The 3549-nt window shown below is 58.2% G+C and carries 4 protein-coding genes and 1 tRNA gene; all 5 read right to left on the bottom strand.

All coding sequences use genetic code 11. The features are described 5' to 3' along the window. The coding region (locus tag NUW23_15535) for a quinate 5-dehydrogenase (protein ID MCR4427568.1) at positions 1–593 on the bottom strand (593 nt) is incomplete at its 3' end. Between the two features lie 60 nt (positions 594–653). Next, positions 654–1178, bottom strand: coding sequence for a transcriptional regulator (locus NUW23_15530; GenBank protein ID MCR4427567.1), 525 nt, complete (start codon positions 1176–1178; stop codon positions 654–656). Between the two features lie 167 nt (positions 1179–1345). Next, positions 1346–1648 carry a hypothetical protein gene (locus NUW23_15525; protein MCR4427566.1) on the bottom strand — a complete coding sequence of 101 codons (303 nt, stop codon included), beginning with the start codon at positions 1646–1648 and terminating at the stop codon, positions 1346–1348. A 359-nt stretch (positions 1649–2007) separates the two neighbouring features. Further along, positions 2008–2085 (bottom strand) — tRNA-Pro (locus tag NUW23_15520). 89 nt (positions 2086–2174) lie between these two features. Continuing rightward, positions 2175–3296 (bottom strand): IS4 family transposase, encoded by a 1122-nt coding sequence (locus NUW23_15515; GenBank protein ID MCR4427565.1) that lies wholly within the window; start codon positions 3294–3296, stop codon positions 2175–2177. Between the last annotated feature and the right edge of the window lie 253 nt (positions 3297–3549).

Here is a 3549-nt window from a genome sequence, read left to right as displayed (position 1 = left end):
TACTTGCCATACTTGGGAACCGTCTGTTCCTGCTTCTTGCCGGTTGGGTAGAGCATCTCGAATGGCAACTGAACGAGAATGGGCGCAAGGATGCGGGCCAGTATGTCGAGCATGCGAAGCGACCTAATCGGGACGGGCACACCTATGGTGAATATCAGGTCGCCGAATATCAGGTCGCAGCCGGCTTCCGCCAGCGCCTCCGCCATGCCGAAGCGGTCGACGCCGCAGACGAGCAGCACCCTCTTGCCCCTTAGCGGCACGACGTCGTTCTTAACCAGGTATTCCACTACCCGGCGCTCCAGGGTGTTCTTCAGGCCGGACCCGTCAACGATCGGGGTGACCTTCGCGGCCCTCGCGATCTTCTTGCCCTCGCGGAACGCGTACCTTCGCCCGCCGGCGCTTATGTAAAGGTCAATGCCCCCCATTCCGAACGCCGCCACCTTGCCGTCAAGCTCCCTTATCATTCGAACGGCCTTCTCCATGTCCCCGTCCGTGCCCACTCGTTCGACCAGGAATTCCTGCCCGAGGACTGTCACTCTTGCGGAATGGTCCCTCTTCGACGACCCAAGGCTCACGCTTATGACCCGCTTCACACGTTCACCCCCGAATGGTCTGGACCGAATGATTGGCCGACGCCGGGGCGGGCGTCACTGCTACACCCTGAGACCCCGAATGAGACTCCTCAACCGTTCCGGGTCCACGTACTTATCCTCCTTGATCGGCGAGATCCCGATCTCGATGCCGACCACCTTCGCGCCCAGTATCGCCTCCGCGAGCCTGATCCTCATGTCGGACCCTATGAATATCACCGCATCGTGGTTCTTCGCCGTGGTGATGAGGGCCATTACCTCGGCAAGGAGCACTTCGCCGCTTTTCTCCCTCACCCACTGCCACCTTTCTTTGTCGGTCATGAGCATGACCATGTCAACGCCCTCCGACGCGGCCACGGCTGCCAACTCTTCCTTGTTCTTGACCGGAAACCCGATCAGGGCGACCCGACCCCCCCGCCGCACCTCGCCCATGGATTCCACCTTCGACACGAAGGCGCGGTCTATGCCCATCTGGTCGGCCACTTCCTGCTGGGCCAGCCCGGATGACCTGAGCTCGAGGATCTTATCCACCGCCCGGTAGATCTTGCTCTTGTTGACTACCTTGTCGCCTATCCTGACCAGGTCCATGAAAGGCGCCACCTTTGAGCACAAAATTGTGTTCATCCGTATCATACGACGGGCGCACAGAAAAAGCAAGAGCGGGCCGGCGCCCGCTCCCGCCGATCCCGCACCGCGCGTGTCAACTTCTCCAGGGGCTTGCAGCCGCGGCTCTCCAGTCGAAGAGCGGCGGTCAGCTACTCCCCCTCCTGCCTGCACTCCGGGGACTCGACCTCGATGGCACAGACCTTCTCGCGGGGGATAACGACGGCAAGGGCCTTCTCCTTGAGGACAGTCCTCGGGTTGATCGTGAACACCCGAATGAAATCGCATTCCGGGCTCTTCAGGACCAGGCTGCCGCCCTTTTCGTCAATATCCTCGACGTTCTTGGCCTTGAAGCAACAGTTGCCGCACTCGAAGATCACGTTGAACTTTACTCCGGGGCAGATGTTGTGCAACTCTCTCAAGACTGAAGGCAGCGAGCCGGCAGTCTCGGGCATCTGCGTACCTCCTTTCGCACCGCGTCCGTCCTACCAGGCCGGCGCAATGCCCGGTGTTCGTGATCCAGTATATGAGCCCCGGGAACTTTACGTTACTAAGCCCGGTGAGACAGCGGCCCGGGCTGCGGCCGGCCCAGGAGCCCCGGGGGGAGGCGCAATTCCGGGATCGTTGACATAACGTGGGGTAGCGATGTCCTCAGGATGTCCTTGGGAAGGAGGAAGTGCGCTCGAGCGTATACGCCGGGATGCAGTACGGATTCGGCCCCGGCGCCGGTTCGATGTATACATCGTCTGCGGCCCCGTTCCGCGCGGACCGTCGAAGAAAAGAGCCGCAATACCTTGCGGCTCTGGCCTTTCGCTGGTCGGGCTGCCGAGACTTGAACTCGGGACCTCCTGAACCCCATTCAGGCGCGCTAGCCAAACTGCGCTACAGCCCGACTATTCACATTGCGTTGCGCCACCGAACGACGCGCACGACTATGATAGCACGGCCCTCATCCGTTGTCAAAACCACGAAAACCCTGAGCTATCCCCAGTTTGAGACCTCCAATACAGGATTCAAGGCGGGGCGCAATAGGCGTTCAAGGTCAACCTTGAACTTGTCGATCAGGAACCCCCCTACCCTCCATAACCCAAGCGTCCGTTTCCTCGATGTGTTCGCCATGAACCGCCGGTGCAGCCCTAAATGCTCCGCAAGATTCCCAGCCAATACAAATATGTAGTATGCCAGCGCCATTATCAGCAGCAGCCGGTCATAGCGGCCATTCGCCTTTAGACTCAGCCCTCGCAGGCCAAACCCGTTCTCCGAGTTCTTGAAGTCCCTGAACATCTCCTCAATCTCCATCCGCCTGCCGTACCAACTCGCTATCTTCTCCGCCGCTTCCCCCATGTTCGTCACCAGAAGCCACGGCTCTTTCTGCCCATATTCGTAAAACCCCACCGCCCGCGTCCTGTACCTGGCTTCCTTCTGATAATAAACCTCGCCAAATTCCGTCGCCCCGCCAACCCTCAGCGTCTGGTCCCATAACTGACCCTTAAATCCTCGACCCTCAACCCAGGCGCTCCCCGTCACCCTCACTACGTACCCAAACCCCAAGTCCCCCAACTTCCGAAGAAAATTGACCCTCCCAAACCCACGGTCAGCCACTACTATTACCCTCAAATCCCCCGACACCGCCGCCTTCAAAGCCTCCAAAAAACGCTCCTCTATCGCAGTCTGGCTCCCTTTACCCATCGCCTTGTCCGCTACTTCCCACATCACCGGAATCGCTCTGCCCCTCGTTATACACGCAGCATACAGAACCTGCCTCTTCCCACCCCCTATGTCAGTCCAGTCTATCGCCACTATCACTGACTTCCTCCCACCCGCTACCAACGACAATAACCGCTGCTTTATCTTGACAAGTTCTATCCCGTCATTCCCCAAATATCGGTCCGCTCGCTTTATCCTGTGCTTCTCCTTCGCACGCCCCGCCATGTTCCGCCCTATCGACGCTACCCCAGCCCTCTTGCCTCGTATCAGCCCGTATACCAGACTTGCAATCGTCTTCACCTGAGACTTGCGCACATCCTCAAAAACTGATAGAAAGAAACTGGTGATATCCCCAGGTTTCACGAGAACCTCCCCTTCCTGAATTGTTTTTGCCAAAACAAGCTCTTCGAGGGGAGGTTCCCTTTTTCCTACTACATAACCAGCCCTTCCCTAGTCTTCCTCACTATGGGGCTTGACATAAGTCGTGGCCTGCCATTCTCTTGCTCCTACACCTATCCTACGCTCGCAAAACAAAACTGGGGATCACTCAGGCGGTTTCGCCGAATGTTCATGACTCGAATAGCCTATCGCAAAACGCCTTGTTAGATCCGTGACGAACTTTTCGAAAGGTGATCCCATGTTCCGGACT

The sequence above is a fragment of the Bacillota bacterium genome, from assembly GCA_024655925.1.
GTDB lineage: Bacteria > Bacillota > DTU025 > DTU025 > JANLFS01 > JANLFS01.
This window is presented reverse-complemented; position numbering and strand designations above follow the sequence as displayed.